Below are 26565 nucleotides of genomic sequence, written 5' to 3'. Positions count from 1 at the left end.
GGGTTCAGGCCTCCGGAATGTCGTGGGCCTCGCCGCTGGCGAGCAGCCGGGCGTAGGCGCCGCCAGCGGCGACCAGGGTGTCGTGGGTACCGGATTCGACGATGCGCCCGCGCTCCATCACCACGATGCGGTCGGCGTCGCGGATGGTGGACAGGCGGTGGGCGATGACGATCACGGTGCGGTTCTTGCGCAGCTCGATGAGCGCGTCCTTCACGGCGCGTTCGGATTCGTTGTCGAGGGCCGAGGTGGCTTCGTCCAGCAGCAGGATCGGTGAATCGCGCAGGAAGGCCCGGGCGATGGCGATGCGCTGGCGCTGGCCGCCGGAGAGCTGGCTGCCGTTGGCGCCGACGCGGGTGGCGAGGCCGTCGGGCAGCTTGTCGATGAACTCCATCGCGTGGGCGGCGCGGGCGGCCTTGATGATCTCGGCCTCGGGCACGTCGGGCCGGCCGTAGGCGATGTTGGCGGCCACGCTGTCGTCGAACAGCACCACCTGCTGGCCGACCCAGCCGAGCTGCTGGCGCAGGTGGGCGAGCGGCAGGCTGGACAGCGGCGTGCCGTCGAGCAGGATGCGGCCTTCGTCGATGTCGTAGAAGCGGGCGACCAGATTGACGAGCGTGCTCTTGCCGCTGCCGGAGGCGCCCACCAGGGCGATGGTCTGGCCGGGCGGGATGTCCAGGTCGAAGTCGCGCAGGGCGTATTCGGTCTGGCCCGGGTAGCGGAAGCTGATGTGCTCGAAGCGCAGCGCGCCGGTGGCGCGGGGGAAGCTGCCGGTGGCGGTGTCGACTTCGGCAGGCGTGTCGAGCAGCTCGAAGATGCTCTGGGCGCCGGCCAGGCCGCGCTGGATCACTGCGTTGATGTTGGTCAGGCGGCGGATCGGCTCGAACAGCATCGACATGGCGGTGACGAAGGACACGAACTCGCCGGGGCTCAACTTATCCTGGGCCGATAGTGACGTGGCCGTCCAGATCACCGTGGCCACCGCCGCCGCGGCGAGCACCTGCACCAGCGGCACGTTGATCGCCGACACGCGCACGGTGTGCATGGTCTGCTTGCGGAGCTTTTCGGAGATGTCGGCGAAGCGCGCGTCCTCGTGGTCGTGGGTGCCGAAGAGCTTGATCTCGCGCACCCCGCCGAGGGTTTCTTCCACCGTGCCGGTGAGGCGCCCGGCGGTCTCCTGCATCTCGCGGTTGGAGCCGCGCAGCTTGCGGCTCGCCACGCGGATCAGCCACGCCACGATCGGCGCGATGGCGACGATGACGAGGGTGAGCTCCCAGGCGGTGTAGATCAGGTAGCCGGTGAGGCCGACGATGATCAGCGAGTCGCGCACCACGATGATCCACGCGTTGGACAGCGCCGCGCCCACCTGGGGGATGTCGTAGAGGATGCGCGACAGCATCCGCCCGCCGGCTTCGGCCTGGTGCACCGGGATCGGCAGGTGCATCTGGTGGCGGAACACCTGCTGGCGCAAGTCGTTGATGGCCTTGTTGGCGATCCACTGGCTCGACACGTTGGCGGCGTATTCGGCGACGCCCTTGGCCAGGAAGGCGAGCATCAGGAACAGCGGCACCTGCCACTGGGCGGTCTGGCTCTTCTTGATGAGGCTCTCGTCCACCAGGGGCTTGAGCAGGCTCGGCAGCACGGGCTCGAGGGAGGCCGCGGCGACCATCGCCAGGATCGACAGCAGCACCACCCGCGAGTAGGGCCGCACCGAGCCGAGCAGGCGGCGGTAAAGCTGGAAGGATTCGTTCATTCCCGGTGCAGGACCTTATCGACGATCAGGCTGGCCCAGCCTTCCTCGTGGAAGCGCGAGTGCAGTTCGAGCCGGTTGTATTCGGTGTCCACCCACTCGAGGAAGCTGATCGGCGACTGGGCGTTGCGGGCCACGTAGGTGGCGAAGAAGAAATCCAGCACGCCGGTCTTGGCCTGCTTGAAGTGGCCGTATTTCCAGCCGAGCTCGCTCATGGCGTTCTCGACCGGATGGCCCAGGTGCAGGATGCGGTACAGCGCGGCGCCCAGGCCGGCCCGGTCGGCGCCGGACTTGCAGTGGAGCAGGGCCGGGTATTCGATCTGCTTGAAGAGCTCGTCCATGGCATGGACTTCCTCGATCTCCGGCGGCGTGCGGGAGTAGAGCTTCACGTCGTAGAGCGCGATGCCGGCCTCGTCGCAGGCTTCCTTTTCGAGGGCGTAGGAGCCGTAGCCGTGGGCGCCGCGCAGGTTGATGATGCTCTTGAGGCCGTACTTGCGGGCGTACTTGCGGATCTGCGCCGGGCTGGGCTGGCTGGAGCGGTACATGCCGCCGCCCAGGTCGTAGAAGTTGTTGTAGATGGCGCGGATCGCCCCGTGGTCCACCAGGTGCATGTCGAACCAGGCGCGAACCCGGCCGCTGGTGCTGGAGATGTCCATCGTCATCGGGCGGCCTTCGGGCGCAGGGCGGCGCCGATGGGGGCGGCGCGACGGGCGGGATGGTCCGGCAGTAAAACGTGCATGAGCGCAAACGGCAGCCGCAGGCCGGCACGCCGATCGTGGGAAAGGGCGGATTATCGCATCAAGGGGGGGCGGGCAGGAGGGAGGCAAGGTAAAAGGGCTGACCCCCGTCGGGCCTGCCGCGCCGGACGGCCGGCCCGGCGCGCCCATGCATCGGGTGCTGCGGACGAGCTTGGAAGGGCGTCGGGGAGGGTTTGCGGTGGTCGCCGCGCCCGGGCAGGTGCTCGTGACCACCGGCGCGCTGCGCCCGACCACCGGCGAGGTGGTCGCGAGTACCTCGGAGATAGTCCGGCCTACCTTCGAGGTGGTCGGGCCTATGGCGGAAGCCCTCGGTTGGACCTGCGGGATAGGCGGGGCCTGTCTCCGGGCTGCTCGGGTCTGTCTTCCGGATAGGCGGCCCCTGTCCCGGAGCTCCTCGCGAGCAGCTTTTTGCTCCTCGCGAGGAGCTCGCCGACAGGCAGGGTGTGTCGGCGGGACAGGGGTGGTCTATCCGCGAGGTGCTCGCGAGAGACGCCGGGACAGGGCACGACACTCGCCGAGCTTCTCGCGAGGAGATCCGGGGTGGTCGCGACGGGCTCCGGGCTGGTCGGGAGCACCGGGCGGGGGGCGAGTCGGCCATGCCGGTCGTGTCGAGGGCTTCGCCAGGGGTGGCGAGGGCAAGGGCGGTCGGGGGCCGGGGCGCCGATCTTCTCTGGATGGGCGTGGGGCTGGTCGGCTCGGGTGCGCCGCGCCTTTCCTCAGGCGTCGAGCGTTGCCAGGAAGGTCTGACGGGCGGCTTCGAGTTCCGGCCGGGCAAAGTCGTCGGCGAGGCGCAGGGCCACGGCGTGGTAGGCATCGAAGGCGGCGCGGACCTTGTCGGCGTCCACCTGCCGGCCCGGGGCGGCGGGCGGCGCGGGCGGAATCTCGCCGACGGGGCGCAGCACCGCGTAGCGCGGGATCATGCGCTGGCCGCCTTTCTCGGAGGCGGCGGTCATCGGGCCGGTCTTGGTGTAGATATCGCCTTCGTATTCGAAGCGCGTGCCGAGGGGGATGAGGTTGATTTTCATGGCGATTGCAGTGGATCAATAGCCCAGCGCGCGGGCGATGAAGTTGCGGGGGACGCGGGGTTTGGGCACCTTGGTGTCGAACCAGCGACGCACGTCCTCGTCGAGGCCGATGCCGTGCATGTAGTTGTAGAGGGCCTTGTTGAGGGCCACGCCGAGGGCGTCGTGGTCCACGCCGGTGGGGTCGATGAAGCCCACGTCGTTCTTGGCGAAGCTGATGGGCGGCAGGGGCTTGAGCTTGATGCCGTATTCGTCCGGGTGCTGGCCCACCGGCGAGTGCACGGTGCACACGAAGCGGTGGAAGAAGCCGGACTGGATGCAGCCGGCGTCGAAGAGCTGGCGGACGTACTCCAGCGCGTCCACCGTGTCCTGCACCGTTTGAGTGGGGAAGCCGTACATCAGGTAGGCGTGCACCAGGATGCCGGCGTCGGAGAAACCCTTGGTGACGCGCGCCACCTGATCCACCGAGACGCCTTTCTTCATCAGCGTGAGCAGGCGGTCGGAGGCGACCTCCAGCCCGCCGGAGATGGCGATGCAGCCGCTGTCGGCGAGCTGCTGGCACAGTTCCGGGGTGAAGGACTTCTCGAAGCGGATGTTGCCCCACCAGCTGATGCTGCGCTTGCGCCGGGCGAGCTCGTCGGCCAGGGCCTTGAGCATCTTGGGCGGGGCGGCTTCGTCCACGAAGTGGAAGCCGGTCTGCCCGGTTTCGGCCACCACGGCCTCGATGCGATCGACGAGGACTTCGGCGCTGGCGGCGTCGTAGCGGCCGATGTAGTCGAGGCTCACGTCGCAGAAGCTGCACTTCTTCCAGTAGCAGCCGTGGGCCACGGTGAGCTTGTTCCAGCGCCCGTCGGACCACAGCCGGTGCATGGGGTTGAGCATGTCGAGGATGGACAGGTAGCCATCCAGCGGCAGGCCGTCCCAGGTGGGCGTGCCGACCTCGGCGAAGGGGATGTCGGGCTCGGCGAGGTTGATGTAGCGCACCTGGCCGTCTTCACGCACGTAGGTGCGCACCAGCCGCGACTTGCCGCGCTTGCCGTCGAGGTGTTCGAGCAGCGCCAGCAGCGGGCGCTCGCCGTCGTCGAGGGTGACGAAGTCGAAATAGTCGAACACCCGGGGTTCGGTGAGCTCGCGCAGCTCGGTATTCACGAAGCCGCCGCCCAGCACGGTGACGATGGACGGGTCGTGGGCCTTGATGGTCTGGGCGATGCGGAAGGCGGCGTACACCGAGCCAGGGAAGGGCACCGACAGCAGCACGACGCGCGGTGCGTGGCGGGCGACGGCATCCAGCGCGAGGCGGGCGAGGGTTTCGTCCACCAGCGTGGGCGGCGCGGCCAGCGCGGCGGCCAGGGGCGCGAAGGTGGGCTGGGCCATCGCCAGGGATTCGGCGTAACGGACGAACTCGAAGCGCGGGTCGGCGGCTTCGCGCAGCACGTCGGCGAGGTCGTTGAGGTAGAGGGTGGCCAGGTGCCGGGCTTTATCTTGCACGCCGAGGGCGCCGAAGGCCCAGGCGAGGGGATCGCCGCCGTCCGGGTCGTAGTAGGCGTCCAGCGACGCGAAGCGCGGGCCTTCGGGCAGAAACGCGCGGCTGGCGATGCGGTGGGCGAGGGTCGGGTCGCGCCCCTGCAGAAAGCCCAGCACCGCGCCGACGGTGGCGAGGTAGCGGTCGAACTGGGCGTCGAAGGATTGCAGCGCGGGCGGGCGCTTCTTGGCGGGCATCGCCCGGGTGCGCTCCCGCAGGGCGTCGAGGCCGGCCGGGGAGAAGAGTTCGAGCACCAGCTTGAGGGCCAGGTCGTCCTGCCGCGCGTCCACGCCCCGCGCGCGCAGGAAGCCGGTGAGGTAGGCGGTGGACGGGTAGGGCGTGTTGAGCTGCGTCATCGGGGGGATGAGCGACAGCACGCGAAGGCCGGGGCTTTCGGTCATGGCGGGGGCGGGCCCGAGGCCCGCGGGGCGCGAAAAGGGGGAAGGCCCGAATGATATCAGGCCACCACCACGCGGTTCCGCCCCCCTTCCTTGGCGGCGTAGAGCGCCTTGTCGGCGCGCTCGATGAGGCGCTGGTAATCCGGGTGGCCGTTGTCCTCGGCGATGCCGATGCTGGTGGTGACGCGTACCGACTGGCCGCCGGAGAGCGGGATGGCGGCCGCCTCGATCTGCTGGCGGATCTTCTCGGCGACGGCGAGGGCGCGCTCCTGATCCACCGCCGCCACCACCGCCAGGAACTCCTCGCCCCCGTAGCGGAACACGAAGTCGCCGCTGCGCACGAGGTTCACGATCTGGCTGGCCACGTGCTGGAGCACCCGGTCGCCGGCCTCGTGGCCGTGGGCGTCATTGACCCGCTTGAAGTGGTCGATGTCGAGCATCAGCACGCAGAAGCTGCGCCCGCGCTGGCGCGACAGGGTGATCTCGCGCTTGAGCACCGAGGGCAGGAAGCGCCGGTTGAAGAGCTGGGTCAGCACGTCGCGGCCGACTTCCAGATCCACCAGCCGGTCGAACATCGCCCGCAGCAGGAACTTGATCTCGTCCAGCTGCCTGAGCACCGCCCGGGCCAGGTCGCGATTGGCGTCGGACTGCATGTCCCGGTCGCGGCCGAGGGCGAGCTGAGGGAACAGGGCGTCATCCACCCGCTCGACGCATTCGGTGATGAGGTGCAGCTCGCGGGAGTCGTCGAAGAGCATCGGCGCCTTGTGGTGCAGCCACAGGCCGAACTCGGATTCCTGCAGGTTGGGCATCTCTTCGGCCAGGTTGCCCGAGGCGAGCATGCGGTAGAAGCGCGCTTCCCATTCGAGGAGCGCGACCGACTGCTTCTCCCGCTCCAGCGCCAGGTCGTGTCCGGCCACCGACATGCGGAAGGCCTCGTCGGTGCGGGCGCCGCGCTCCGAGAACATCACGAAGGCGGTACTCATCTCCTCGAAGGCCACGTCGATCAGGGCATCCACATACACCACGGCGCGGACGAGGTCGATCCGCTGGAGGGATGTCTCGATCAGCAGGGCGTTGATGTCGTGCTTGAGCAGGCGCAGGCCCTTGGCCACCAGCCCCACCGGGATCTGGGCGCGGGCATGGACTTCGCCCACGTGGCGCTGCATCGCCAGGGCGGCGGTGAGCTCTTCCTGGCTCGAATGGCAGAACAGCATCTCCATCCAGCGCTGCAGGCCGGGCTTGAGGCGGGCTTCGACGGCGGCAAGGGACAGGAAGGGCCGCGCCGCCGCATCGTCGAGCATGAAGGTGTAGAAGGTGGTGGCGAGCGTGGTCTTGTGTTGCTGGATGAGTCGGGCCACGACGGCCCGGATGCGCTCGGGGGTTTTCTCGCTGAGGAGTAGCCAGGTCTGTGCGGCCAGGCGGGAGGTGGAAGGCATTGGGCTCCCCGGGATTATTGTTGTTGGTACTAGACGATAAGCGGGGCGCCGACAGGGCGGCAAGGGGCTTTGTGGCCGGTTCGTGAGTGGTTGCACGGCTGAGCGGGCTCCGGATTAGCCGTTGTGGGGTCTTGCCCGCGGCCCCGTGGATGGCGGCCTGCCGCGTCGGTGGTGGATTCCGGATTATGCAAATGGCGATTTTCGGCCTAGAATTCCGGCGTTCTATGCCCCCGTTTCCTGCAGGAACCCGCCATGAACGACGACTACGATTACCGTTCCACCTTCGACTTCAGCCAGAGCGATCTGCAGGCCATCGAGCGCGCAGTGGCCATCCTCGAAGAAAAGTTCGCGATCCTCGACGACTACGACGAGACCGAACTTCCCGAAGGCACGCCCTTCTACCCGCGCGACGAAGTCTTCATCCAGAAGGCGGCCGAGGTCATCAAGCGCGAGCGGCTGGTTTTCGAGAACGACGACGAGGTGGACATCGACGAGATCCGCGGCCACATGTTGAGCGTGGCCCAGCTGCGGCCCTTCGTGGTGCGGCTGCGGGCGCTGGTCGAGCGTGGCGAGAGCAACCTGCGCGATCTGCTCAGCGAAGCCCATGACGCCTGCCTGATGGGGGTGCTCTGGCTCGAACACGTGCGGCCCGGGCTGAAGGAGCTGCCCGTGCTGCGCGAGGCAGGCTCCTGGCGGGGCCCGAACGTGATGACGCTGCTGCCGGATGAGGGTGACACCTCGCTCCTCGACGAGGATGAGCTGCGCGAGGCCAAGGGCGGCGACGCGGCCGCCTAAGTGGCCACCTCGGCGGCCCCCTGAGTGGCCCGCTGGCTGCGCCGGTAGATGAGCCCGGCCACGCAGCTCGCCAGCCCGCACACCACCAGCGTCGGGCGCACCCCGAAGGCGTGGGCGGCGCTGCCCACGACGAAGCTGCCGATGGGCGCGAGGCCCAGGAAGGCCATCGTGAACAGCGCCATCACCCGGCCGCGGAAGTCGTTGTTCACGGCGGTCTGGATCAGGGTGTTGCTGCCCGCCACGCACAGCAGGATCGAAAAGCCCAGCACCAGCAGAATCGGTACGCTGAGCCACAGGCTGCCGGAAAGCGCGAAACCGGCCAGCGCCACGCCGGCCGCCGGCGCGGCGCGCCCCACCAGGGCGGTGAGGCCGGCGGTGTCGGTGCGACTCGCCAGCAGCACCGCGCCCGACAGCGCCCCGGCGCCGGCGCAGCCCATCAGCAGGCCGAACAGGCGGGCGTCGCCGCCGAAGATCTCCTTCGCAAACAGCGGCATCAGCACCGCGTAGGGCGTGGCGAGCAGGCTCAGGCTGGCGACCAGCAGCAGCGACGAGCGGATCGCCCGGTTGCCGGTGCAGTAGGCGAGGCCTTCCTTCAGGGCCTGCAGCGGCGGGGCGGACGGACGCGTGCCGGTGCCGGCCGGCAGGCGGATCGCCAGCAGGGCCAGCAGCACCGCCAGATACGATGCGGCATTGAGCAGGAAGCACAGGGCCTCGCCGGTGGTGGCCACCACCCAGCCGGCCAGGGCCGGGCCGACGAAGCGGGTGGCGTGCATCATGAATGAGTTGAGGGCGATGGCGTTGGGCAGGTCGTCGCGGCTATGCACCAGCTGCACCACGATGGACTGGCGGGCCGGCACGTCCAGCGCGTTGATGCAGCCCAGCCCGAAGGCCAGCATGATGAGGTGGGCCGGCGTGGCGGCGTTCTGCCAGGCCAGCAGCGCCAGCAGCAGCGCCTGGGCCATCGACAGGGCCTGGGTGACGAGGAGCAGCCGGCGCCGGTCGAAGCGGTCGGTCATCACCCCGCCGAAGGCGCCCAGCACGAGGATCGGGATCTGGCTGGCAAAGCCCACCGCCCCCAGCACGAAGGCCGATCCGGTGAGCCGGTAGGCCAGCCACACCATGGCGATCTGCTGCATCCAGGTGCCGGCGAGGGACACCAGCTGGCCGGCGAAGTAGATGCGGTAGTTGCGGGAGGCGAGGGCGCGGAGATACGGCGGCATGGGGGCGAGGCGGCGGGCAAACCCGGAAGGTAGTCTGCTTGCCGCCCGCTGTGAAGGGGCTGGCCGCGCCCGGATCGAGCACCGGCGGCGCGGCGCATGCTATCGTCGTTCAGGGGCAATCCGCCCGTTTTCATGCATGAGGTGACAGGATGGAGTGGTATCTGCTGGCTTTCCGCAAGTTCGCCGAGTTCAAGGGGCGTTCGCCGCGCAAGGAATACTGGATGTTCACCCTCTTCAACCTGCTGATCGCCCTGGGGCTGGGCATGCTGGCGGGGCTGGTCGGCGGCAGGGAGGGCGGGCTGACCGACGTGGTGTCGGGCCTCTACACCCTGGTCGTGTTCGTCCCGAGCCTCGCCCTGTCGGTGCGTCGGCTGCACGATACCGGCAAGTCGGGCTGGTGGATGCTGATCACGCTGATTCCGCTGGTCGGCCCGTTGATCATGCTGTTCTTCATGGTTAAGGACAGCCAGCCGGGCACCAACGAATACGGCCCCAACCCGAAGGAAGCGGTGCTGCTGCCCGCCTGACGGGGGTCAGCCCCGTCGCCAGGCCACCGCGCCCAGCACGTGGGTGGCCACCACGCAGCGCTGGTCGCCGAGGATCATCAGGGCGAACAGGCGCTCGGCCAGCGTGGTGGTGCGTTCCATCCGCCACGCGAGCTCCGGCGTGGCGGCCCAGTCGAGGACGACGAAGTCCGCCTCGCGGCCCGGCGTGAAGCTGCCGATGAATTCATCCAGGTAAAGCGCGCGGGCCCCGCCCAGGGTGGCGAGGTAGAAGCCCCGGAGCGCCCCCAGCGGCGTGCCGCAGGTCTGGCTCACGTGGTAGGCATCGCGCAGGGTGGCGAGCAGGCTGAAGCCCGTGCCGGCGCCGATGTCGGTGGCGAGGCCCACCCGCAGGCCGGCGTCGAGGCTGGCCGCGTGATCGAAGAAGCCGCTGCCGAGGAACAGGTTCGAGCTGGGGCAGAAGGCCGCGCTGGTGCCGCTGGCCGCCATCGCCCGGCGTTCGTCGTCATCCAGGTGGATGCAGTGGGCGTGGATCGCCCGTGGGCCGAGAAGCCCGAAATGGGCGTAAACATCCAGATAGCTGCGTTGATCCGGAAAAAGATCGGCCACCCAGGCCAGCTCGGCGCGATTTTCGGCCAGATGGGTCTGCAGGTGCAGATCCGGCACGCTTGCGAAGAGCTCGCCGGCGAGGCGCAGTTGTTCCGGCGTCGAGGTGGGCGCGAACCGCGGCGTGAGGCTGTAGCGCAGGCGCCCGCGGCCGTGCCAGCGGCCGATCAGGTCGAGGCTGTCACGGATGCCCGATTCGGCGGTGTCGCGCAGGTTGTCGGGGCAGTTGCGGTCCATCAGTACCTTGCCGCACAGCAGGCGCAGCCGGTGCGCCTCGGCCACGGCGAAGAAGGCGTCGGCCGAGTGGGCATGCACGGTGCCGAACACCGACGCGGACGTGGTGCCGTGGGCGAGCAGACGCTCCACCACGAAGGCGGCGGCCCGCTCGGCCTCGGAAAGATCGGCCAGCCGCGCCTCGGCGGGGAAGGTGTATTCGTTCAGCCAGTCGAGCAGCTGGCGGCCGTAGGCGCCGATGATCCCGGCCTGGGCGTAGTGCAGGTGGGTGTCCACGAAGCCCGGCAGCACGAGGCGGCCCCGGTGGTCGTGGAAGGCGGCGGATTCGCGCACGCCGGGCGGCAGGGCCGGGACGATGGCGTCCCACGGCCCGGCGCCCTGGATGCGCCCATCGACGATCCACAGACCGCCATCGTCGAAATATTGCCAGGCGGCCGGGTCGGCCTCCGGCCCCGGATCGGACAGGAAGTGGAGCATCTGCCCGCGGACGAGGACGTGCTGCGCGGCCATCATTGGGGCCTCGGCAGCGACGACAGGGGCGGCACGTCGGGCCCGGGGTGGGTGGCGTGGCCGATGGCCATGCGGGTTTCGCGCACCTGGAGGATCTGCGCCGCCACCGATGCTGCGATGGCTGCCGGGTGCTTGCCTTCGATGCCGGGGATGCCGATCGGGCAGGTGAGGTCGTCGAGGCGTTCCGGGTGCAGCCCGCGATGGACCAGCTGTCGGCTGATGGCCTCCCGTTTGGATTCGGAGCCGATGAGGCCCAGGAAGGCGAAGTCCTCGCGCAGGCAGGCGGCCTCGCAGAGTTCAAGGTCGAGGGCGTGGCTGTGGGTCATCACCAGAAGGTAGGCGCCCTGCGGGGCGGTGGCGATCTGCGTGGCGGGCTGGTCGGTGACGAGCGGGCGGACATTGTCGGCCTGGGGGCCGGCCGCCTCGAACAGCTCGGCCCGCCCATCCACCCAGGTGATCTGGGTGCCCAGCGGCGTGAGCGCGCGCACCACGGCCGAGCCCACATGGCCAGCACCGAAGACATAGACCGGAAACGGATCGCCCCCCAGCTGCTGGCTGAAGCGCCAGTGCTCGCCGTGGGTGGTGAGGTGGGCAAAATCCGGCCCGCTACCCGCAAGCCGCGGGTCGATCAGCGTCCAGCCGGATGCGCCGTCGGTGTCGGAGAGCCGGCGGCGTAGGCCCATGCCGGCCTCGACCGCCGAGGCACGCACCTGCCATTCGGGCTGCGTGGCGGTGTCGATGCGCTCTGCCGCCAGCCACACGATGCCGCCACAGGCCTGGCCCATGGTCGGGCTGAGGGTGAAGCGCAGCAGACGGGGTGGGCCGCCCACTTCGAGCAGCGCATCGGCGGCGCTGGTGGCGAGCCATTCCAGCTGCCCGCCGCCAACGCTGCCCAGGTTGTCGCCCGGGGTGACCAGCATGGTCGTGCCGGCTTCGCGGGGCGTGGAGCCGACGGTATGGACGATCGTGAGCAGCACGGCAGAATCGCCGGCGGCGAGGGTTCTGACCAGAGCGGGTAGCCAGTCGATCATGCGGATGGGGTCTCCGGACGAGCAGGGGCGGCGCGCATCAAGGCCGGGCGGGGGCAGGACAACCGCCCCTGCATCCGGGCGTGCCGTGTCTCCCACGGTACCACAGGCCACCCCTGCCGGCGCGCCGTCCGCCCGGGACATGCAATCACCCCTTGACGAAGCTCAGGATTAAGCTAAAATCCATGCCCTTCTGCGCTCCTCGTCAAACAGGTTGCTGCAGTGCCTTGGTGGTGAAATTGGTAGACACGCTATCTTGAGGGGGTAGTGGCGAAAGCCGTGCGAGTTCGAGTCTCGCCCAAGGCACCATTAGGTGTTCCAAAGCAGTCCAAATCAGGCCGGCAAACCCAGCAAAATCAAGGGTTCCGGCCTTTTTTGCGTCCGTAGTGTTCCGAGCTTTCTGCTGCCAGCGGGCGATGCCCGGGGGCATCATTGGGGGTATGTCGCTCGATCTGGAAGCCGATGCCCCCAATCTGAAAACCCGAACTCGGGGGTGCTTCAGGGCTCGTTTCCGCGCAGCCGCGTGCCAGCTGGGCGGTGCGGGATGGTTTGAAGCGCTTTGGTTTTCTGGCTTGATTCAGGCAGGGTAGGCTTCGCGTCTTCTGCGCGCCGACGCGTCTGAAGGTGCGAAACCAATGTGCGGCGCGGGATTGACGCCTTTACTGCTCGTGGATCAATTTGCCAACGCGGCCTTCTTGCCCATGCATCCCGTCGCCCAGTCCATCGTCACCGCGCTTGCCGCCCATGCCGACTCCGCCCGTGCTGAGGGGATGGTGGCTTACATGCGTGGTCAGTTTGCGTTCTTCGGCATTCAGACGCCCGTGCGGCGGGCGCTGACGCGGCCGTTCATCCGCGAGGTGCGGCCGGCGGATGAGCTCTTCGCGATCGCGGCCGACCTGTGGGCGCAGCCGGAGCGCGAATGCCAGTACGTGGGCAGTGATCTGCTCGCCCGCCAGTGGCGGGTGCTGGATGCGGCCCACATGCCGGCGGTGATCGAGCTGGCCCGGGGCAAGGCCTGGTGGGACACCGTGGATGCGCTGGCTGGGGTGGTGGGCGACGTGCTGCGCCCAGTGCCGGCCGACGCAGCGTGGCAGATGGACGCGGCGGTGGCGCACCCGGACAAATGGGTGCGGCGTATCGCGATGCTCCATCAGCTGGGCTGGCGCGGCGACACCGATCTGGCGCGGCTGTTCGGTTACGCGCTGCGGCTGGCGCCGGAGCCGGATTTCTTCATCCGCAAGGCGATCGGCTGGGCCTTGCGCGACTACGCCCGTCACGACCCGGCGGCGGTGAGGGATTTCCTCGCCCGTCACGCCGGCGTGCTGTCGCCCCTCACCCGGCGGGAGGCCGGCAAGCACCTTCCGCCGGGCTGACGCGGGGCGCGGTTCCGCGCCTTCTCCGCGTCCATTCCTCACCGGTTCTGCGTTCCGCTTTGGTGCGCCGCAGCAGGCGTGCGCTGTGTTGTGATGCATTAATCTTTGTTTCTCTGTGGTTAAAACCAGCTAAATCGGGCTTTGGCGCCGTGGCACGCCTCGTGCTTCATGTAGTGAAAAATTTATTCACTTCATGCAATGGAGGTACAGCCATGCAATGCCAGCAGAGAACGGTCGTACGGTGCGCCGCGGCGCCGCTTCGTGGAGGACGCTCCCGTGAAGCTGATTAGCGCAATCATCAAGCCCTTCAAGCTCGACGAGGTCCGCGAGGCCCTCAACGTGGTGGGCGTGCACGGCCTCACCGTCACCGAGGTGAAGGGCTTCGGCCGCCAGAAGGGCCACACCGAGCTCTACCGGGGCGCCGAGTACGTGGTGGATTTCCTGCCCAAGGTGAAGCTGGAGATGGCGGTGGCCGACGAGCGCGTCGAGGACGCCATCGGCGCCATCGAGAAGTCCGCATCCACCGGCAAGATCGGCGACGGAAAGATCTTCGTCTTCGATCTGGAAAGAGCCGTCCGCATCCGTACCGGCGAGTCCGGCAACGAAGCCCTGTAAGGAGTGATAACGATGAAACGCTTGCTCATCAGTGCGTCCCCCTTGCTGGGGATGCTGTTTGCCGTGCCCGGCTTTGCCGAGGACGCGGCCCCTGCCGCCGCTGCGGCGCCGGTGCCCAACAAGGGCGACACGGCCTGGCTGATCACCGCCACGATGATGGTGGTGATGATGGCCGCGCCGGGTCTCGGGCTGTTCTACGGCGGCATGGTGCGCGCCAAGAACATGCTGTCGGTGCTCATGCAGACGCTGGTGGTGTTCTGTCTGCTCGGGGTGTTGTGGGCGGTGTATGGCTACAGCCTGGCCTTCACCGACGGTAACGCCTTCATCGGCGGTTTCGACAAGCTGTTCATGAAGGGCGTGACGCCGGAATCGGTGGTGGCCACCTTCAGCAAGGGCGTGGTGCTGCCGGAGTACATCTTCGCGGCCTTCGAGCTGACCTTCGCGGCGATCACCCCGGCGCTGATCATCGGCGGCTTCGCCGAGCGCATCAAGTTCTCGGCGGTGCTGATCTTCATGGTGATCTGGTTCACCTTCTCCTACATCCCGATGGCCCACATGGTGTGGTACTGGGCCGGCCCGGATGCCTACACCTCGGCCGAAGCGGCGGAGAAGGCGGGCGAAGTGGCGGGTTTCCTGTTCGGCAAGGGCGCGCTCGACTTCGCGGGCGGCACGGTGGTGCATATCAACGCCGGCGTGGCCGCGCTGATCGGCGCCTTCATGATCGGCCCGCGTCTGGGCTACCGCCGCGAGTCGATGGCGCCCCACAGCCTCACCATGACCATGGTCGGCGCGTCGTTGCTGTTCGTGGGCTGGTTCGGCTTCAACGTGGGTTCGTCGCTGGAAGCCGGCGCCACCGCGGGCCTCGCCTTCTTCAACACGCTGGTTGCCACCTGTGCGGCAACCGTCGCCTGGACGGTGATCGAGGCCGTGCTGAAGGGCAAGCCGTCGATGCTCGGCGCGGTGTCCGGTGCCATCGCCGGCCTGGTGGTGATCACCCCGGCCTGCGGCCTGGTCGGCCCGATGGGCGCCATCGTGATGGGGCTCCTGGGTGGCGTGGTGTGCTACTGGGGCGTCAATGGCCTCAAGCGCATGCTGGGCGTGGATGACACCCTCGACGTGTTCGGCGTGCATGGCGTGGGCGGCATCCTCGGTGCGCTGCTCACCGGCGTGTTCGCCGCGCCGGAGCTGGGCGGCACCGGCGTCTATGACTACGTGGCCAACGCGGTTGCGCCCTACGACATGAGCGCGCAGCTGATCGCCCAGGCCTGGGGTGTGGGCACCGCGGTGGTGTGGTCGGGCGTGGTGTCGTACCTGGGCTTCAAGCTGATCGACATGACCATCGGCCTGCGGGTGAGCGAGGACGAGGAGCGCGAGGGCCTGGATCACGCGGCCCACGGCGAATCGGCCTACCACCTCTGAGCGGAGGGCGCCCGGAACGACATCGGGACGCCCGTGGGCGTCCCGATTTGTCAGCGTACCGGATGGCGGTCAGTCGTCGCCGCCCGACGAGGGGTACATCAGGATCGACAGGAACTTGATCGGCACCTGGTTGAGCTTCTCGGGCCCGTGGGGCACGTCGCCCCGGAAGGTGAGGGCGTCGCCGGGTTTGAGCACGTAGGTGTTCTGGCCGTGGCGGTACTCGATCTCGCCTTCGAGCATGTAGATGAACTCGGTGCCCGGGTGCTCGAAGATCGGGAAGGTCTCGGAGGCGTGGTCGATACTGATCAGGAAGGGCTCGAAGACCTTGGTGGGCCCCTGGTCGTAGGCCAGCAGGTGGTAGGTGTGGCCTCTCTTGGTGCCCCGGCGGACGACCTCCATCCCTTCGCCGTCCTTCACCAGCTGGGCGCTGCCGTCGCGCACGTCGTAGCCGCGGAACAGGGTGGAGATGGACACCCCGAGGGCGTTGGCGAGCCGTGACAGGGTGTCGAGGCTGGTGGCGGTCTGGGCGTTCTCGATCTTGGACAGCATGCCGCGGCTGATGCCGGCCAGGTTGGCCACGTCGGCGATGGTCAGCCCGTGCTTCTGGCGCAGATCCCGGATGGTGTTGCCCAGGTAGCGCTCGAGGCTGGTCGTGTCTTGGTTTTCGGTCATGGAATTTCCCCTCAACAGGCTGGGGCGATTATTGCACACGCCATATGTTTCCTGCTGAGAAAAATAGTTGACACGCAGTTATCGAAGATGCACCATGTTCAAAAATAATTCGTTGTATGAACTTTCCAGCGGAGCAGCGAACATGTCGTCGAATCGTCGTTACACCCTCTCCCTCTCGTGCCCGGATCGGGTCGGCATCGTCGCCGCGGTGAGCGGATTCCTGGCCCACAACAAGGGCTGGATCACCGAGGCCAACCACCACGCCGATGCCGAAGCCGGCCGTTTCTTCATGCGTCAGGAAATCCTGGCCGACACGCTGCCGTTCGGCCTGGGTGAGTTTCAGGAGAAGTTCGCCCCCATCGCCGCCGAGTTCGACATGGACTGGTCGATCAGCGACAGCGCCCGCAAGAAGCGCGTGGTGATCCTGGTCTCGAAGCAGGAGCACTGCCTGTACGACCTCTTCGCCCGCTGGCAGTCGGGCGACCTGGACATCGACATCCCCTGCGTGATTTCCAACCACGAGACCTTCCGGGGCTTCGTGGAATGGCACGGCATCCCCTTCCACCATGTGCCGGTGACGCCCGACAACAAGCCCGCCGCCTACGCCAAGGTCGAGCAGCTCTTCAACGAGGCCGAGGGCGACGTGATGGTGCTGGCGCGATACATGCAGATCCTGTCGCCGGAGCTGTGCGCCAACTACCCGGGCCGGATCATCAACATCCACCACAGCTTTCTGCCCAGCTTCGTGGGCGCCAAGCCTTACCACCAGGCCTACACCCGCGGCGTGAAGCTGATCGGCGCCACCTGCCACTACGTGACCAGCGAGCTCGATCAGGGCCCGATCATCGAGCAGGACGTGATCCGCGTGGATCACTCCGACGCCCCGGACGATCTGGTGCGCTACGGCAAGGACATCGAGAAGGCCGTGCTGGCCCGCGGCCTGCGCTACCACCTGGAGGACCGGGTGCTGGTCCATGGCAACAAGACGGTGGTGTTCCGCTGAGCCGCTTCCGTCGGGTTACGCCCTGCGGGCTAACCCGACCTACGTAACCAAGAGGCAGGCCGGGTTAGCGCAGCACAACCCGGCACCCCTGAACCGAGACTGAGGAATCCACCATGCCCTGGCGTCTCCTGCGCTTTGCGCTCAACAAGAAACATCCCGAGCCGCGGATGTTCACCCCCCACGCCGAGCTCAAGCCGAGCTACGACGTGGTGATCATCGGCGGTGGCGGGCACGGCCTGGCGGCGGCCTACTACCTGGCCCGCGAGCACGGCATCACCAACGTGTGCGTGCTCGAGAAGGGCTACATCGGCGGCGGCAACACCGGCCGCAACACGACGATCATCCGCTCCAACTACCTCACCCCCGAGGGCGTGCAGTTCTACGACGAGTCGGTGCGCCTGTGGCAGGACCTGTCGGAAGACTTCGACCTCAACCTGTTCTACGCCAACCGCGGCCACTTCACCCTGGCCCACACCGATTCGGCCCTGCGCACCATGCGCTGGCGCGCCGAGGTGAACAAGCACTACGGCGTGGCCTCGGAAGTGGTCGGCCCGGAGGTGGTGAAGGAAGCCGCCCCGATGATCGACATCACCTGCAGCGGCCACGCGCCCATCCTCGGCGCCCTGTACCACGCGCCGGGCTCCGTGGCCCGCCACGACGCGGTGGCCTGGGGCTACGGCCGCGGTGCCGACCAGCGCGGCGTCGAGATCCACCAGCAGACCGAGGTGCTCGGCATCGACGTGGAAGGCGGCAAGGTCAAGGGCGTTCAGACCTCCCGCGGCTACATCGCCACCAACAAGGTGCTGTGTGCGGTGGCCGGCTCCACCCCGCGCATCCTCAAGATGGTGGACATCAAGTCGCCGATCTACATCCACCCGCTGCAGGCGATGGTCAGCGAGCCGGTCAAGCCCTGGCTCGACCCGATCCTCGTCTCCGGCAGCCTGCATGTGTACATCAGCCAGTCGGCCCGCGGCGAGCTGGTGATGGGCGCCTCCCTCGACCCCTACGAGCTCCACGGCACCCGCTCCACCCTCGACTTCGTGGAGGGCCTCACCACCCACATGCTCGAGATGTTCCCCTTCCTCTCCAACGTGAAGGTGATGCGCCAGTGGGCCGGCATGGCCGACATGACGCCGGACTTTGCCCCGGTGATGGGCAAGACCCCGGTGGAAGGCTTCTACCTGGATTCCGGCTGGGGCACCTGGGGCTTCAAGGCCACGCCGGTGTGCGGCAAGACCATGGCCCACACGGTGGCCACCGACACCAACCATCCGCTCATCACCGGCTTCTCCCTCGACCGCTTCCGCAACTACGCCCTCACCGGCGAAAAGGGCGCGGCGAGCGTGGGCCACTAAGCGAGGTTCCGACCATGAAGATCCTGACCTGTCCCCTGAACGGTCCGCGCCCCGTCTCCGAGTTCTTCTGCTGGGGCGAAGTCCGGCCGATGCCCGACCCCGCCGCCTGCGACGACGCCACCTGGGCCGACTACGTCTTCAACCGCAACGGCGCCCCTGGCGTGAAGCGCGAGTGGTGGTGCCACACCCCCAGCAACACCTGGTTCATCGCCGAGCGCGACACCGAAAAGGATGTCGTCGTGCGCACCTACTTTTACGAGGGAGAAGCCTGATGCGACTGCCTGCCGTTAGCGGCGAATGGATCGACCGCTCCCGTTCCGTCGAATTCCGCTTCGAGGGCCGCACCTACAAGGGCTACGAGGGCGACACCGTCACCACCGCCCTGTGGGGTGCCGATGTCCGCGTGCTGGGCCGCAGCTTCAAGTACCACCGGCCCCGCGGCGTGCTGTCCCTCGCCAACCACGACACCAACGCCATCCACCAGTGGGGCGACATGCCCAACCTGCGCGCCGACGTGACGCCGCTGGTCGCCGGGATGGATCTCACCGCGGTGAACACCTTCGGCTCGCTGGAGAACGACAAGGGCCGCATCCTCGGCAAGCTGTCGCGCTTCCTGCCGGTGGGCTTCTATTACAAGGCCTTCCACAACAAGCGCCTGTTCCCCATGTGGGAGCGCATGTTCCGGGTGATGACCGGCCTCGGCCGCGTCGATGTCAGCGCCCCGCGCAAGCGCACGCCCAAGGCCTACGACTTCTGCGACGTGCTGGTGATCGGTGGCGGCGCCGCCGGCCTCTCCGCCGCGCTGGCTGCGGCCGCCCAGGGCGCCGACGTGGTGGTGGTGGACGAGAACGCCCGCATCGGTGGCGCCGCCGGCTACCAGCTCGGCAACGACGCCACCCGCCGCCGCACCCACGCCGAGCTCCTCGCCTGCGTGGCCGCCGAGCCGCGCATCCGGGTCGTCACCGCCACCTACGCCGCCGGCTACTACAAGGACCACTGGATTCCGCTGGTCAGCGCCGATCGCATGGTCAAGATGCGCGCCGGCAGCGTGGTGGTCGCCAGCGGCGCCTTCGAGCAGCCCGCCGTCTTCCACAACAACGACCTGCCCGGCGTGATGCTGGCCAGCGCCGCCCAGCGCCTGATCTACCGCTACGGCGTCAAGCCGATGCAGCGCGCCGTGGTGCTCGCCGCCAACGCCGACGGCTACCGCGCAGCCCTCGACCTGCTCGCCAACGACGTGGCGGTGGCCGCGGTGGTGGATCTGCGCCCGACGGTCGGCAGCGCCGAGCCCCTGGCCCGCCTGCTCGCCCAGGCCGGCGTCGAGGTGCTCACCGGCAGCTGCATCGTCGAAGGCGTCGCCGACGCCGCCGGGCTGTGCGCCGGCGCCCGCATCGCCAGCCTCGGCGCCGATGGCAAGCCGGTGGGCGCTGAGCGCGAGATCGCCTGCGACGGCATCCTGATGAGCACCGGCTGGGCACCCGCCGCCAACCTGCTCTACCAGGCCGGCACCCGGATGCGCTTTGATACCGCGGTCGAGCAGTTCGTGCCCGACGTGCTGCCCGACGGCGTGTTCGCCTGCGGCCGCGTGAATGGCGTGTTCGGCCTTGAGCGCAAGCTCGCCGACGGCGCCCGTGCCGGCAGCCACGCCGCCGCTGCGGCCGGCTTCGGCAGCGCCACCGGCGACGCGCTGCCACCGGAAGCCGAGTGCCCCAGCCATCCGTGGCCGATCGTCGATCACCCGGCTGGCAAGAACTTCGTCGATTTCGACGAAGACCTGCAATACAAGGATTTCTGCAACGCCGTGCAGGAGGGCTTCGACAACATCGAACTGCTCAAGCGCTTCTCCACCAACGGCATGGGCCCCAGCCAGGGCAAGCACTCCAACATGAACGGGCTGCGCATCCTGGCCCGGCTCACCGGCAAGGCGCCCCAGCAGGTCGGCACCACCACTGCCCGGCCGTTCTTCCACCCGGTGCCCATGTCCATCCTGGCCGGGCGCGGCTTCAGCCCCGAGCGGCGCACCCCGCTGCACAGCCGCCACGAAGCCCTCAGCGCCAGGTGGATGCCCGCCGGCGTGTGGCAGCGGCCGGAGTTCTACCAGCGCGCCGGCGAGAGCCGTCTCGACTGCATCCGCGGCGAAGCGGCGGCGGTGCGCGGGGGCGTCGGCATCATCGACGTGGGCACCCTCGGCAAGCTGGAGGTGATCGGCCCCCAGGCCGCCGAGTTCCTCGAGCGCGTCTATACCGCCAGCTACGCCAACCTCAAGGTGGGCATGACCCGCTACGCGGTGATGTGCGACGAGGCCGGCGTGGTGATCGACGACGGCGTGGTGGCCCGGTTGGCGGAGGATCACTTCTACTTCACCACCACCACCTCCGGCGCCGCGACGATCTACCGCGAGCTGTCGCGCCTCAACACCATGTGGCGCCTCGACTGCGGCATCGTCAATCACACCGGCGCCTTTGCCGCGGTGAATCTCGCCGGGCCGAAATCCCGGCTGGTGCTGGCCAAGCTCACCGGGCTGGATCTCTCCGCCGCCGCCTTCCCCTACCTGGCGGTGCGCGAGGCCGAGGTGGCTGGCATCCCCGCCCGGCTGATGCGCGTCGGCTTCGTGGGCGAGTGGGGCTACGAGATCCACGTGCCCGCCAACAGCGGCGGCGCCCTGTGGGACGCCCTGATGGCCGCCGGCAGCGCCCACGGCATCCGCCCCTTCGGCGTTGAAGCCCAGCGCCTGCTGCGGCTGGAGAAGGGCCACATCATCATCGGCCAGGACACCGACGGCCTCACCACCCCGCTGGAGGTGGGCCTCGACTGGGCGCTCAAGATGAACAAGCCCTTCTTCGTCGGCCAGCGCAGCCTCGCCGCGGTCGGCCGCCTGCCGCGCCGCCAGAAGCTGGTGGGCATCCGCTTCCCGGCGGATCACGTCGGCCCCGTGCCGCTGGAATGCAACCTGGTCATCGCCGGCGGCGAGATCGCCGGGCGCGTCACCAGCATCGCCTTCAGCCTGGCGGTCGGCTGCCACATCGGCCTCGCCTTCGTGAAGCCCGAGCTCGCCGAAACCGGCACCCGGCTCGACATCCGCCTCACCGGTGGCTCGCTGGTGCAGGCCACCGTCGCCGCCGCCCCGTTCTACGACCCCGAAAACCTCAAGCAGAAGGAGGCCGCATGAGCGCGCACCTCGCCCTGAGCCCGGTGGCCGACCTCGTCGCCGCCACGCTCCTCCCGCCCGAGCAGCAGGCCGCCGCCGCGGCCACCCTGGGCATTGCCGACCGCTCCGACCTGGCCCGCCACGGCTGCAAGGGCCCCGGCGCCGCCGAATGGCTTGTGGCCCGCGGCCTGCCGATTCCGCCGGCGCCCAACAGCTGGCTGCCGCTGGACGACGGCGGGCGCATCGCCCGGCTCGGCTTCACCGAGTTTCTGATTGAAGGCCCGGTCGCGCTGATCGCCCCCCTTGCCGCCGCACCGCGGGGCCCGGGCGTGTATCCGGTGCTGCGCCAGGACGCCGCTTTCGTGCTGTCCGGCAGCCGGCTCGACGAGCTGCTGCGCCAGAGCTGCAGCGTGAATTTCCGCGCCCTCGACCTGACCGCCCGCCCGGTGGTGCTGACCTCGATGGTCGGTGTCGGGGTGACGGCGATCCCCGAGCTCTGCGCCGGCCGCCCGACCCTGCGCATCTGGTGCGACGGCACCTACGGACATTACCTGTGGGAAACCCTGCTCGACATCGCCGGCGATCTCGGCGGCGGCGCGGTGGTTGCCCGCAGCATCGACTGAAAAAACCCCCAAACCCCAACTTCAGGAGAGCGGCAATGACGCCCACAGAAGCCAAGCAGTTTCTCGCGGACAACGACGTCAAGTATGTCCTTGCCCAGTTTGTCGACATCCACGGCGCGGCCAAGACCAAGGCCGTACCGGCCGCGCACTTCGAGAGCATCCTCACCACTGGCGCCGGCTTTGCGGGCTTCGCGGTGTGGGGCCTCGGCATCGAGCCCAACGGCCCGGACTACATGGCCATCGGCGACCTCTCGACGCTCACCCTGGTGCCCTGGCAGCCCGGCTACGCCCGCATCGCCTGCGACGGGCATGTGAAGGGCGAGCCCTGGCCGCTCGACACCCGCGTGGTGCTGAAGGATCAGATCAAGCGCCTCGAGGCCCGCGGCTACACCTTCTTCACCGGGCTGGAGCCGGAGTTCTCGCTCCTCAAGAAGGACGAGGCCGGCCAGATCATCCCCACCGACCCCACCGACACGCTGCCCAAGCCCTGTTACGACTACAAGGGCCTGTCGCGCAACCGCCAGTTCCTCGAAACCCTCACCGACAGCCTGCGCAAGGTGGATGTGGACGTCTATCAGATCGACCACGAGGACGCCAACGGCCAGTTCGAGATCAACTACACCTACGCCGACTGCCTCACCTCCGCCGACCACTACCTGCTGTTCAAGATGGCCGCCTCGGAGATCGCCAACGACCTGGGCATGATCTGCTCGTTCATGCCCAAGCCCTTCGCCAACCGCCCGGGCAACGGCATGCACATCCACATGTCGCTGGGCGATGGCAAGACCAACCTGTTTGCCGACAAGCACGACAAGCGCGGACTGGGCCTCTCCAAGCTGGCCTACCAGTTCCTGGCCGGCATCCTCGCCCACGCCCCGGCGCTGGCGGCGATCTGCGCGCCCACGGTCAACAGCTACAAGCGCCTGGTGGTCGGCCGCTCCCTCACCGGCGCCACCTGGGCCCCGGCCTACATCAGCTACGGCGACAACAACCGCTCGTCGATGGTGCGCATCCCCCACGGCCGGCTCGAACTGCGCCTGCCGGACGGCGCCTGCAACCCCTACCTCGCCACCGCCGCGGTGATCGCCGCCGGCCTCGACGGCATCGAGCGCGACCTCGATCCGGGCGAACCCCACAACCAGAACCTCTACGCGCTGAGCCCCGAAGAGCTCAAGGCCGCCGGCATCGGCATCCTGCCCCAGAACCTCCACGAGGCCCTGCTGGCGCTCGAGAACGACACCGTGCTGTGCAAGGCCCTCGGCCCGGTCGCCCCCGAATTCCTGCGCCTCAAGCACATGGAGTGGGTGGAGTACATGCGCCACGTGTCGGACTGGGAAATCAAGAACTACCTGGAATTTTTCTGATAACAGGACGAAGGAGAACAAACCATGTGTGGAATCGTTGGATTGCTGGTGAAGACACCGGCCCTGCGCGAGCAGCTCGGCGAACTGATGGTGCCGATGCTGATCGGCATGACCGAGCGCGGCCCTGATTCGGCCGGCCTGGCGGTGTTCGGCAACCCGCTGGCCGAGAGCCAGCGCAAGATCAGCGTGTATTCCGGCCTCACCGAGGACGGCGCCGACTTCAACTGGCTGGGCCTCGCCCACAGCCTGAAGGAGCACCTGGGCGTGCCGGTGGACGTCAGCATCAAGGGCAACCACGCCATCCTCAGCTTCGACGTGGCCCCGACCATCGTCAAGCGCTGGATCGCCGAGCATCACCCCAAGCTGCACATCCTCTCCACCGGCCGCAGCATCGACCTCTACAAGGACATCGGCACGCCGGCCGAGGTGGCCGCCCGCTACGGCTTCTCGGGCCTCACCGGTTCGCACCTGGTCGGCCACACCCGGATGGCCACCGAATCGGCGGTGACGCCGGACCGCGCCCACCCCTTCACCGCCGGCGAGGACTTCTGCCTGGTGCATAACGGCTCGCTGTCGAACCCCAACGGCATCCGCCGGATGCTGGAGCCGCGCGGCATCCGCTTCGAGACCGACAACGACACCGAAGCCGCCTGCCGCTTTCTGGAGTGGCGCCTGCGCGAAGGCGACGACCTGGAAACCGCGCTGCAGAAGGGTTTCGAGGAGCTCGACGGCTTCTTCACCTTCCTGATGGGCACGCCCGACAAGCTGGCCCTGATCCGCGACCCCTTCGCCTGCAAGCCGGCGGTGGTGGCCGAGACCGACGACTACGTGGCCATCGCCTCCGAGTTCCGCTCGCTCGCCCACCTGCCCGGCATCAAGCACGCCACCGTTTTCGAACCCGCGCCCGAGGAGATGTACGTATGGAACGCCTGACCTTTGACCTCGCCACCACCCCGCTGCGCGAGCTCAACACCTTCCTGCACAACGACGCCAAGGATGGCAAGCCCCGCCACGTCACCGTGCTCAACCCCGACGGCGCCCACAACATCGCCGTTGGCCTCGACTGCCCCGTGCAGGTGGAAGTGGTCGGCCATGCCGGCTACTACGCCGGCGGGATGAACAAGTCGGCCACCGTCACCATCACCGGCAGCGCCGGCACCGGCGTGGCCGAGAACATGATGAGCGGCAAGGTGCACGTGAAGGGCTTCGCCAGCAACGGCGCCGGCGCCTCGGCCCACGGCGGCCTCCTGGTGATCGACGGTGACGCCGGCCTGCGCTGCGGCATCTCGCTCAAGGGCGGCGACATCGTCGTCGGCGGCTCGGTGGGCAGCTTCTCGGCCTTCATGGCCCAGGCCGGCCGCATGGTGATCTGCGGCGACGCCGGCGACGCCCTCGGCGATTCGCTTTACGAGGCGGTGCTCTACGTGAAGGGCAAGGTGAAATCCCTCGGCGCCGACGCCCAGTACGAGGAGATGAGCGACGCCGACATCGCCGCCGTGGCCAGCCTGCTCGATCAGGCCGGCCTCGACCACGACCCCAAGGCCTTCCGGCGAATCGCCTCCAAGCGTTCCCTGTACCACTGGAACGCCGACGCGAATCAGGAGTACTGAGCAGGAATACCGAGCAGGAATATTGCGCCGCCCCCCGCGCGCCACCCGGAACATCGAGGACACGATCATGGAAACCAAACCCCTGCATTTCAAGAACATCTCCCGCGAGGAATCCTACGGCTACGACCGCAAGACCCTCGACTACATCCGCAACGCCGCGGCCCACGGCCTGTATGAAATCCGCGGCATGGGCGCCAAGCGCAAGCTGCCCAACTTCGACGACCTCGTCTTCCTGGGCGCCTCGATGTCGCGCTACCCGCTCGAAGGCTACCGCGAGAAGTGCCTCACCAAGACCGTGCTCGGCACCCGCTTCGCCAAGAAGCCCATCGAGCTCGACATCCCCATCACCATCGCCGGCATGAGCTTCGGCGCGCTCTCCGCCAACGTGAAGGAGGCGCTGGGCCTCGCCGCCACCGAGATGGGCACCTCCACCACCACCGGCGACGGCGGCATGACCCAGGAAGAGCGCCGCTCCTCCAAGACGCTGATCTACCAGTGCCTGCCGTCCCGTTACGGCTTCAACCCCGACGACGTGCGCAAGGCCGACGCCATCGAGGTGGTCATCGGCCAGGGCGCCAAGCCGGGCGGCGGCGGCATGCTGCTGGGTCAGAAGGTGAACCCGCGCGTCGCCAAGATGCGCACCCTGCCGGAAGGCGTGGATCAGCGCTCCGCCTGCCGCCACCCGGACTGGACCGGCCCGGACGACCTCGCCATCAAGATCCAGGAACTGCGCGAGATCACCGACTGGGAGAAGCCCATCTACGTGAAGGTTGGCGCCACCCGCACCTTCAACGACGTGAAGCTGGCCGTGCATTCCGGCGCCGACGTGGTGGTGGTGGACGGCATGCAGGGCGGCACCGCGGCCACCCAGACCTGCTTCATCGAGCACGTGGGCATCCCGACCCTCGCCGCCGTGCGCCAGGCCGTCGATGCCCTCGAAGACCTGGACATGAAGGGCAAGGTGCAGCTGATCGTCTCCGGCGGCATCCGCACCGGCGCCGACGTCGCCAAGGCGCTGGCCATGGGCGCCGACGCCGTGGCCATCGGCCAGGGCGTGCTGGTGGCGCTGGGCTGCAACGGCGAGACCTACTTCCAGCACGGCGCCCACCACGACGCCCTCGCCGACTACAACGCCCTCGGCACCGCGCCGGGCTTCTGCCACCACTGCCATACCGGCAAGTGCCCGGTGGGCATCACCACCCAGGACGCGATCCTCGAGCAGCGCCTGAGCCCGGCGGTGGGCGCCAAGCACCTGAAGAACTACCTCAAGACCCTCAACATGGAGCTCACCACCATTGCCCGGGCTTGCGGCAAGCAGAACGTGCATCACCTGGAACCGGAAGATCTGGTCGCCCTCACCATCGAAGCCGCCGCCATGGCCGGCGTCCCGCTGGCGGGCACCAACTGGGTGCCGGGCCGGGGTTTCTGATCTGGAAGGGGACGGCGAGCCGTCCCCACGTCGCCCGGAAGCCAGAACTGTAGGTCAATGAGATGGACTCCTCCCTCCTGAAACGGCTTCGATGAGCCAGACTGGGAAGTGTCACCCCCGGTCAATCAGAAAGAAGGAGTCCGCCATGAAGATTACGCGTATCGGCCTTGATCTG

Annotated in this window: 23 protein-coding genes and 1 tRNA gene; 15 read left to right on the top strand and 9 right to left on the bottom strand. The window is 68.2% G+C overall.

Translation table 11 applies throughout. The features are described 5' to 3' along the window. Window positions 1-4: 4 nt before the first annotated feature. From msbA to GH681_RS15975, 5 genes are all read right to left on the bottom strand, one after another. Window positions 5-1750, bottom strand: a complete 1746-nt coding sequence (gene msbA, locus GH681_RS15995; RefSeq protein WP_153162496.1) for a lipid A export permease/ATP-binding protein MsbA — start codon at window positions 1748-1750, stop codon at window positions 5-7. Next, entirely contained in the window at window positions 1747-2409 is a 663-nt protein-coding gene (locus tag GH681_RS15990; RefSeq protein ID WP_228111938.1) for a sulfur transferase domain-containing protein, read from the bottom strand. The genes msbA and GH681_RS15990 overlap by 4 nt, the downstream gene beginning before the upstream one ends. Before the next feature lie 812 nt (window positions 2410-3221). Next, window positions 3222-3530 (bottom strand): hypothetical protein, encoded by a 309-nt coding sequence (locus GH681_RS15985; RefSeq protein WP_153162495.1) that lies wholly within the window; start codon window positions 3528-3530, stop codon window positions 3222-3224. Window positions 3531-3545: 15 nt separating this feature from the next. Further along, window positions 3546-5450 carry a radical SAM protein gene (locus tag GH681_RS15980; RefSeq protein WP_153162494.1) on the bottom strand — a complete coding sequence of 635 codons (1905 nt, stop codon included), beginning with the start codon at window positions 5448-5450 and terminating at the stop codon, window positions 3546-3548. A gap of 56 nt (window positions 5451-5506) precedes the next feature. After that, on the bottom strand, window positions 5507-6883 hold the full coding sequence (locus GH681_RS15975) for a diguanylate cyclase (RefSeq protein WP_153162493.1): 1377 nt from the start codon (window positions 6881-6883) through the stop codon (window positions 5507-5509). Between the two features lie 252 nt (window positions 6884-7135). Here GH681_RS15975 and GH681_RS15970 point away from each other — a divergent pair, with 252 nt between their 5' ends. Then, on the top strand, window positions 7136-7678 hold the full coding sequence (locus GH681_RS15970; protein WP_153162492.1) for a hypothetical protein: 543 nt from the start codon (window positions 7136-7138) through the stop codon (window positions 7676-7678). On the opposite strand, the gene GH681_RS15965 is transcribed toward GH681_RS15970, so the two are convergent. After that, entirely contained in the window at window positions 7675-8898 is a 1224-nt protein-coding gene (locus GH681_RS15965) for an MFS transporter (protein ID WP_153162491.1), read from the bottom strand. The two genes, GH681_RS15970 and GH681_RS15965, sit on opposite strands and share 4 nt — an antisense overlap. Window positions 8899-9047: 149 nt before the next feature. On the opposite strand from GH681_RS15965, the gene GH681_RS15960 reads away from it, so the two are divergent. Then, window positions 9048-9425, top strand: coding sequence for a DUF805 domain-containing protein (locus GH681_RS15960; RefSeq protein ID WP_153162490.1), 378 nt, complete (start codon window positions 9048-9050; stop codon window positions 9423-9425). Between the two features lie 6 nt (window positions 9426-9431). On the opposite strand, the gene guaD is transcribed toward GH681_RS15960, so the two are convergent. Beyond that, window positions 9432-10754, bottom strand: coding sequence for a guanine deaminase (guaD, locus tag GH681_RS15955; RefSeq protein WP_228111937.1), 1323 nt, complete (start codon window positions 10752-10754; stop codon window positions 9432-9434). Continuing rightward, window positions 10751-11782, bottom strand: a complete 1032-nt coding sequence (xdhC, locus tag GH681_RS15950; protein ID WP_194271255.1) for a xanthine dehydrogenase accessory protein XdhC — start codon at window positions 11780-11782, stop codon at window positions 10751-10753. Before xdhC ends, guaD begins: the two co-directional genes overlap by 4 nt. A 221-nt stretch (window positions 11783-12003) precedes the next feature. On the opposite strand from xdhC, the gene GH681_RS15945 reads away from it, so the two are divergent. From GH681_RS15945 to GH681_RS15930, 4 genes are all read left to right on the top strand, one after another. Beyond that, a tRNA-Leu gene (locus tag GH681_RS15945) sits at window positions 12004-12088 on the top strand. Between the two features lie 392 nt (window positions 12089-12480). Next, complete coding sequence (locus GH681_RS15940; protein ID WP_153162581.1) at window positions 12481-13152, top strand: DNA alkylation repair protein; 672 nt, start codon at window positions 12481-12483, stop codon at window positions 13150-13152. A 276-nt stretch (window positions 13153-13428) separates the two neighbouring features. Further along, window positions 13429-13767 carry a P-II family nitrogen regulator gene (locus GH681_RS15935; protein WP_153162488.1) on the top strand — a complete coding sequence of 113 codons (339 nt, stop codon included), beginning with the start codon at window positions 13429-13431 and terminating at the stop codon, window positions 13765-13767. Between the two features lie 12 nt (window positions 13768-13779). Further along, a complete protein-coding gene (locus tag GH681_RS15930; protein WP_153162487.1) occupies window positions 13780-15186 on the top strand; it encodes an ammonium transporter in 1407 nt (468 codons plus the stop codon). Between the two features lie 69 nt (window positions 15187-15255). Here the strand turns inward: GH681_RS15930 and GH681_RS15925 are convergent, their stop codons facing one another. Further along, window positions 15256-15858, bottom strand: a complete 603-nt coding sequence (locus GH681_RS15925; RefSeq protein ID WP_153162486.1) for an XRE family transcriptional regulator — start codon at window positions 15856-15858, stop codon at window positions 15256-15258. A 142-nt stretch (window positions 15859-16000) separates the two neighbouring features. On the opposite strand from GH681_RS15925, the gene purU reads away from it, so the two are divergent. The 9 genes from purU (at window position 16001) to GH681_RS15880 (ending at window position 26390) form a co-directional block, all read left to right on the top strand. Next, complete coding sequence (gene purU / locus GH681_RS15920) at window positions 16001-16861, top strand: formyltetrahydrofolate deformylase (RefSeq protein WP_153162485.1); 861 nt, start codon at window positions 16001-16003, stop codon at window positions 16859-16861. A gap of 113 nt (window positions 16862-16974) precedes the next feature. Next, window positions 16975-18216 carry an FAD-dependent oxidoreductase gene (locus GH681_RS15915; RefSeq protein WP_153162484.1) on the top strand — a complete coding sequence of 414 codons (1242 nt, stop codon included), beginning with the start codon at window positions 16975-16977 and terminating at the stop codon, window positions 18214-18216. A gap of 14 nt (window positions 18217-18230) precedes the next feature. After that, entirely contained in the window at window positions 18231-18488 is a 258-nt protein-coding gene (locus tag GH681_RS15910; protein ID WP_153162483.1) for a sarcosine oxidase subunit delta, read from the top strand. Then, window positions 18488-21385, top strand: a complete 2898-nt coding sequence (locus GH681_RS15905; RefSeq protein WP_153162482.1) for a 2Fe-2S iron-sulfur cluster-binding protein — start codon at window positions 18488-18490, stop codon at window positions 21383-21385. Before GH681_RS15910 ends, GH681_RS15905 begins: the two co-directional genes overlap by 1 nt. Continuing rightward, entirely contained in the window at window positions 21382-21987 is a 606-nt protein-coding gene (locus GH681_RS15900; RefSeq protein ID WP_153162481.1) for a hypothetical protein, read from the top strand. The genes GH681_RS15905 and GH681_RS15900 overlap by 4 nt, the downstream gene beginning before the upstream one ends. 35 nt (window positions 21988-22022) lie before the next feature. Continuing rightward, window positions 22023-23351 carry a type III glutamate--ammonia ligase gene (gene glnT, locus GH681_RS15895; RefSeq protein ID WP_153162480.1) on the top strand — a complete coding sequence of 443 codons (1329 nt, stop codon included), beginning with the start codon at window positions 22023-22025 and terminating at the stop codon, window positions 23349-23351. Window positions 23352-23375: 24 nt separating this feature from the next. Further along, on the top strand, window positions 23376-24284 hold the full coding sequence (locus GH681_RS15890; RefSeq protein WP_153162479.1) for a class II glutamine amidotransferase: 909 nt from the start codon (window positions 23376-23378) through the stop codon (window positions 24282-24284). Beyond that, the gene (locus tag GH681_RS15885) at window positions 24272-24961 is read left to right on the top strand and encodes a protein glxC (RefSeq protein ID WP_153162478.1); all 690 of its coding nucleotides are present in this window, start codon (window positions 24272-24274) and stop codon (window positions 24959-24961) included. Before GH681_RS15890 ends, GH681_RS15885 begins: the two co-directional genes overlap by 13 nt. A gap of 67 nt (window positions 24962-25028) precedes the next feature. Then, complete coding sequence (locus GH681_RS15880; protein ID WP_153162477.1) at window positions 25029-26390, top strand: FMN-binding glutamate synthase family protein; 1362 nt, start codon at window positions 25029-25031, stop codon at window positions 26388-26390. The last annotated feature ends 175 nt before the right edge of the window (window positions 26391-26565 follow it).

The organism is Zoogloea sp. 1C4, assembly GCF_009469605.1.
GTDB lineage: Bacteria > Pseudomonadota > Gammaproteobacteria > Burkholderiales > Rhodocyclaceae > Zoogloea > Zoogloea oryzae.
This window is presented reverse-complemented; position numbering and strand designations above follow the sequence as displayed.

Bases quoted from the DNA above. Each gene is read 5' to 3' on its own strand.
- msbA (WP_153162496.1), bottom strand. From the start codon at position 1,750: ATGAACGAATCCTTCCAGCTTTACCGCCGCCTGCTCGGCTCGGTGCGG.
- GH681_RS15990 (WP_228111938.1), bottom strand. From the start codon at position 2,409: ATGACGATGGACATCTCCAGCACCAGCGGCCGGGTTCGCGCCTGGTTC.
- GH681_RS15985 (WP_153162495.1), bottom strand. From the start codon at position 3,530: ATGAAAATCAACCTCATCCCCCTCGGCACGCGCTTCGAATACGAAGGC.
- GH681_RS15980 (WP_153162494.1), bottom strand. From the start codon at position 5,450: ATGACCGAAAGCCCCGGCCTTCGCGTGCTGTCGCTCATCCCCCCGATG.
- GH681_RS15975 (WP_153162493.1), bottom strand. From the start codon at position 6,883: ATGCCTTCCACCTCCCGCCTGGCCGCACAGACCTGGCTACTCCTCAGC.
- GH681_RS15970 (WP_153162492.1), top strand. From the start codon at position 7,136: ATGAACGACGACTACGATTACCGTTCCACCTTCGACTTCAGCCAGAGC.
- GH681_RS15965 (WP_153162491.1), bottom strand. From the start codon at position 8,898: ATGCCGCCGTATCTCCGCGCCCTCGCCTCCCGCAACTACCGCATCTAC.
- GH681_RS15960 (WP_153162490.1), top strand. From the start codon at position 9,048: ATGGAGTGGTATCTGCTGGCTTTCCGCAAGTTCGCCGAGTTCAAGGGG.
- guaD (WP_228111937.1), bottom strand. From the start codon at position 10,754: ATGATGGCCGCGCAGCACGTCCTCGTCCGCGGGCAGATGCTCCACTTC.
- xdhC (WP_194271255.1), bottom strand. From the start codon at position 11,782: ATGATCGACTGGCTACCCGCTCTGGTCAGAACCCTCGCCGCCGGCGAT.
- GH681_RS15940 (WP_153162581.1), top strand. From the start codon at position 12,481: ATGCATCCCGTCGCCCAGTCCATCGTCACCGCGCTTGCCGCCCATGCC.
- GH681_RS15930 (WP_153162487.1), top strand. From the start codon at position 13,780: ATGAAACGCTTGCTCATCAGTGCGTCCCCCTTGCTGGGGATGCTGTTT.
- GH681_RS15925 (WP_153162486.1), bottom strand. From the start codon at position 15,858: ATGACCGAAAACCAAGACACGACCAGCCTCGAGCGCTACCTGGGCAAC.
- purU (WP_153162485.1), top strand. From the start codon at position 16,001: ATGTCGTCGAATCGTCGTTACACCCTCTCCCTCTCGTGCCCGGATCGG.
- GH681_RS15915 (WP_153162484.1), top strand. From the start codon at position 16,975: ATGCCCTGGCGTCTCCTGCGCTTTGCGCTCAACAAGAAACATCCCGAG.
- GH681_RS15910 (WP_153162483.1), top strand. From the start codon at position 18,231: ATGAAGATCCTGACCTGTCCCCTGAACGGTCCGCGCCCCGTCTCCGAG.
- GH681_RS15905 (WP_153162482.1), top strand. From the start codon at position 18,488: ATGCGACTGCCTGCCGTTAGCGGCGAATGGATCGACCGCTCCCGTTCC.
- GH681_RS15900 (WP_153162481.1), top strand. From the start codon at position 21,382: ATGAGCGCGCACCTCGCCCTGAGCCCGGTGGCCGACCTCGTCGCCGCC.
- glnT (WP_153162480.1), top strand. From the start codon at position 22,023: ATGACGCCCACAGAAGCCAAGCAGTTTCTCGCGGACAACGACGTCAAG.
- GH681_RS15890 (WP_153162479.1), top strand. From the start codon at position 23,376: ATGTGTGGAATCGTTGGATTGCTGGTGAAGACACCGGCCCTGCGCGAG.
- GH681_RS15885 (WP_153162478.1), top strand. From the start codon at position 24,272: ATGGAACGCCTGACCTTTGACCTCGCCACCACCCCGCTGCGCGAGCTC.
- GH681_RS15880 (WP_153162477.1), top strand. From the start codon at position 25,029: ATGGAAACCAAACCCCTGCATTTCAAGAACATCTCCCGCGAGGAATCC.